The following is a 3,863-nucleotide window of genomic DNA, read 5'->3' as shown; positions in this document are numbered from 1 at the left end:
TGGAAGATGTGTCTGATCGTGAACTTGAGAAGTATCTTGCAGATAGCAATGCTGCGAAGTGGTTTTGTGATTTTATCTTAATAAAATCAACACCTGGTCACAGGGTATTTAGCAGGATGCGTAAGAAGATAGGAACAAATCTGTTGTCAAAAATATTTGCAATTTTCAGAGATCAGCTACGAAGTGCAAGGTATATGAGTGAGGTACTTACGTTTGTGGATGCAAGCCATTTAATATCCAAAGCTAGTTTATGAGAGGAAAGAGACGAGGAAAGAAAGCAAAAGTTTGATAAGTTAAATAATGAAGTTGATTTAGCTATACCTAACATTTCTATTAAAGATTCCCGAAAAAATCTCTTATGGTTTGGTTCAAAAAAATTTCTCATTGCGGCAGATTGAATAAAAACGTATATTGTACAAAATATTACACGTGTAAGATGGAATTAAAGAAATAAGTATTTTGGGATTTCTTTAAGAAATAAAATCAAAAGAATGCTACAAGAAAAGCAAAAAATGCACACCTGTAGACAAAAGTTTTATTTTTATATAGAGTGATAAAGAGTTAAAGTAGTTAGAAGACTTAAATGATTTTTAATAAAATAAAATTTAGTAGTGCAAAATTTTGGAGCGAATATTTTTTAATGGGGTGTTTATTTTGTAATAATATCTATGCACTGGAAAATTTAGAAAAAAATGATATTCCTAATGCTTCTTATTTAAAAGAGAATCTTTTATCTGGGGATGCTTCTTCCATGAAAAATTTTTCATTAGGAACTTTTTCTTCTAATTATTCGAGTTTTCCAGAAATTAATTTAGAGACGAAAGATTTTTCTCAAGAACAAGGTTTTCCTTTTCCTCAAGGACAGTACACCAAAGGACAAGAAGAACCTATGAGAAGTGGAGGGTTACGAGCTCAATTACTGGCGTTAGCAAAAAATCGCAAGGTTTCTTCCAGTTTGATTGCAGAACTAGAAAATTCTTTTGGAAAAGATCTTCCAGAAGAGCTTCGTGTTTTGCTAAAAGATCCAACCTTTTCTGCGTTACTGCCAGACGTTCGTCCCTCTTGCAGTTTTATTAATCCAAAAAAGACTGCTGCTCCCATAAAAATAACTAAAGAATCGGCATTGCGTCCGGTAGGAAGTTTAACAGATGCTCTTTCTGCAGCTTATTACTTTAATCCTGAATTAGAAGCTGCACGTAAAAAAATTAACTTAGCAGTTAACGCATTAGCGAAAGCTTTTTCTGCGATACGACCAGGGATTTACTTAAATTTAGGACATAATCAATTTGGATCTTTTCAAAATCAGAAAGGAAACAATCCTCTGGCCAGAGATTCTGATGGATTACCAGTGATGAATTTAAAAAACAGGCAACGCACCTGGGAAAATCAGGCAACAGTTTCCGCAAAGCAGACTTTGTTCTCTGGAGGGGGAATTTTAGCAAATATCATGAAAGCAAAAGTAGATTTTTTTGCGTCGTGCTGGAGTTACATTGCAACAGAGCAAAATGTGTTAACTAAGGTTTTGGATGCATTTTTGGATTATTTATTGGCAGATGAATTACTACGCATAGAAGAGTTAAACGCAGCGACGTTGCATATGTTATTTAAAGCAAGCAATGCTGGATTTTCAGCAGGTATTGAAAAATCTGGAGATAGAAGTCTTGCTGCGGGACAAGCGTTAATGCAAGGAGACGTGAAGGTTATCGAGGCCAGAAAAGCCAGGGATAGCAGCCGTGTAAAATTTCAAGCTTTGATTGGCGCTCCAGTAGATTTATTAGATCGCTTGATTATGCCTACTGAATTTAAATTTTTGCCTAAAAATGTTCAAGGGGTTAAAAAATTAATATTAAAAAACAATCCTTCTATTCAAGCTAGTTCTATGGTTTTACTAGGAAAAAAGCACGAAGTTACTGTTGCTGCCTCGGGATTTTTACCAAAAATTGAATTAGAGGCATCGCTTAGTCGAAGAATGAATGATCGTTTGCAACGGACCCTTCCAGGAACTTACTCAAATCAAGATACTACTTATAGTAAAAACGCTCAAGTAGGGATTGGTCTTACGATGCCTATTTATGACCGTGGACTAACTCACGCAAATTTTCGAACAGTAGAACAAGAAGTAAAACTTGCGCGACTAGAACTTGAACAAAACAAAAGAACAGCGTTGTGGGAAGGTGTTCAGCAATGGAACATGCTCTCTGCCAGTTTGGTCAATCGTAGCTTAACTTTTCGAGCTATGCTTTTTTATACTCAAGCGTTGATGAATGCACAAAAAGAATACGATGCGGGAGTTTTGCCTATCGTAGATTTTACACGCATTCAAGATTCTTGGATTAACGCTTGTCGCAGTTGGATTACTCAACGATTTTTGGTGATAAAAAGCTCTGTTGCTGTAGGTGGGTATTTGGGACGTATAACAGCAAAATATCTGAAATTACCGGTTGCGCTTTTCGATCCTAAGAAGTATTATGAACAGTACGCCAGCAATTGGGTGGGATTAGGTTCAAATGAGGAAGACAATCCTTTGTTTGATCAAGATCCGTTAGGGAGGAAAAATTAATGCAGGAAAAAATGATGAAGGGGCCTTCGGAAGGTGAGTCTATTGATGATATCTTGCAGTCGATAAGGGGATTAGTGTATCCCGTTATTGATTTGAATCGTCCAATTCAAAAAGAAGGTTCTGATTCTTCTATTCAAAGGGAAAGTTCTGACTTTTTTGTTCAGAAAGAAGGCACAAGTTCTTCTGTCGAAAGGGAAGTTGTGCCCAGCGCGGGAGAAAGTTTACAGAAAGAACCGGATTGCCAGAAAAATAATGCTTCTGCAGCTCAAGCACTTTTTTCTTTTATTCATAGCGTTCGCCGCGATAAGCAAGAAGATAGCCCTTTGCAAGAAGTAGTTAATAAAGAAGTGAAAAAAAGTCTTTCTTTAGAAGCATTTTTGACAGAAGTTGTTCGGGATGCGTTAAATCCCCATATTAAGTCTATTTTAGAGCAAGAGATGAGAAGTTTTCTAAATTTGGATGGAAAAAAATTAATGGAAACTTTGATTATTCAATGGTTTGATCTTCATGGAAAAGATATGATTCGCACTTGGCTAGAAAAGCATGCTCCTGCACTTGTTGTTAAGTGTGTTGAGGTTTACCTCAAAGAACTTTCGAAAAATGCTTGACGTAAAATTTGAGATAGTCTTGAAAAGTAGAAAATAATATGCAAGTAAGGAGCTATTTTTTAATTTCACGTAATATATGGCTGCTTGCTTGTTCTGTGCAATAAAGATAAATTTCTTAAGTTTCTTCGGTAAGTTTAATATAAATGCGTGGTTAAAGTAATATTAAAATCGGTCTAGAAAAAAATATTAATAATATGATAGAATTTTGTGAAAATATTCAGTTTTTAATTACGAATGAAGGATAAAAAGATAAAAAACTTATAGGCGGGCGATGGTATTTCAAAAGACATACTAGACTTCTTGGCAAATTTTTTTAGAAGGATTATTTTTGGTTAATCGGATCAGTATTTTTTACTCTATTTTTCAACAGATGAATACGAATTTGAAATCGTTTAGAATCTTTTGAAAAGGTAAGCTTTTTTATACTTTAATAGACAAAACTTTTAGGTGAAAAATTATAGAACAGGTCATACTTGAATACTAAAGAAGACTTAGCTTAAATAATAACTATTTTATATTAAACTTCTTTGGAAACTAGATTGTAAAGAAGATTCATGATAAAAAGATCGAAGCTTTTAACTAAAGATCTTTTTTGTTAGAATTGGAAAAACTTGTCTTTTAAAAGTCTCTAAAAATGATTATATGTAAATTTTGTGAATGTTCTGATTACTTTAAAAGCGGTTTTGTTCGAGGGG

At 34.3% G+C, this 3,863-nt stretch carries 3 protein-coding genes; all 3 read left to right on the top strand.

Annotated features, from left to right (window positions below; all coding sequences use genetic code 11):
- The coding region (locus HE1_RS04105) for a transposase (protein WP_035545011.1) at positions 1–254 on the top strand (254 nt) is incomplete at its 5' end.
- A gap of 329 nt (positions 255–583) precedes the next feature.
- A complete protein-coding gene (locus HE1_RS04100) occupies positions 584–2,560 on the top strand; it encodes a TolC family protein (protein WP_035545010.1) in 1,977 nt (658 codons plus the stop codon).
- Positions 2,560–3,168, top strand: a complete 609-nt coding sequence (locus HE1_RS04095; RefSeq protein ID WP_035545008.1) for a hypothetical protein — start codon at positions 2,560–2,562, stop codon at positions 3,166–3,168. The genes HE1_RS04100 and HE1_RS04095 overlap by 1 nt, the downstream gene beginning before the upstream one ends.
- The last annotated feature ends 695 nt before the right edge of the window (positions 3,169–3,863 follow it).

Source organism: Holospora elegans E1, from assembly GCF_000648275.1.
Classification (GTDB): Bacteria; Pseudomonadota; Alphaproteobacteria; order Holosporales; family Holosporaceae; genus Holospora; species Holospora undulata_A.
Note: the sequence above shows the minus strand (reverse complement) of the source record. Positions and strands in the feature narration are given on the sequence as shown.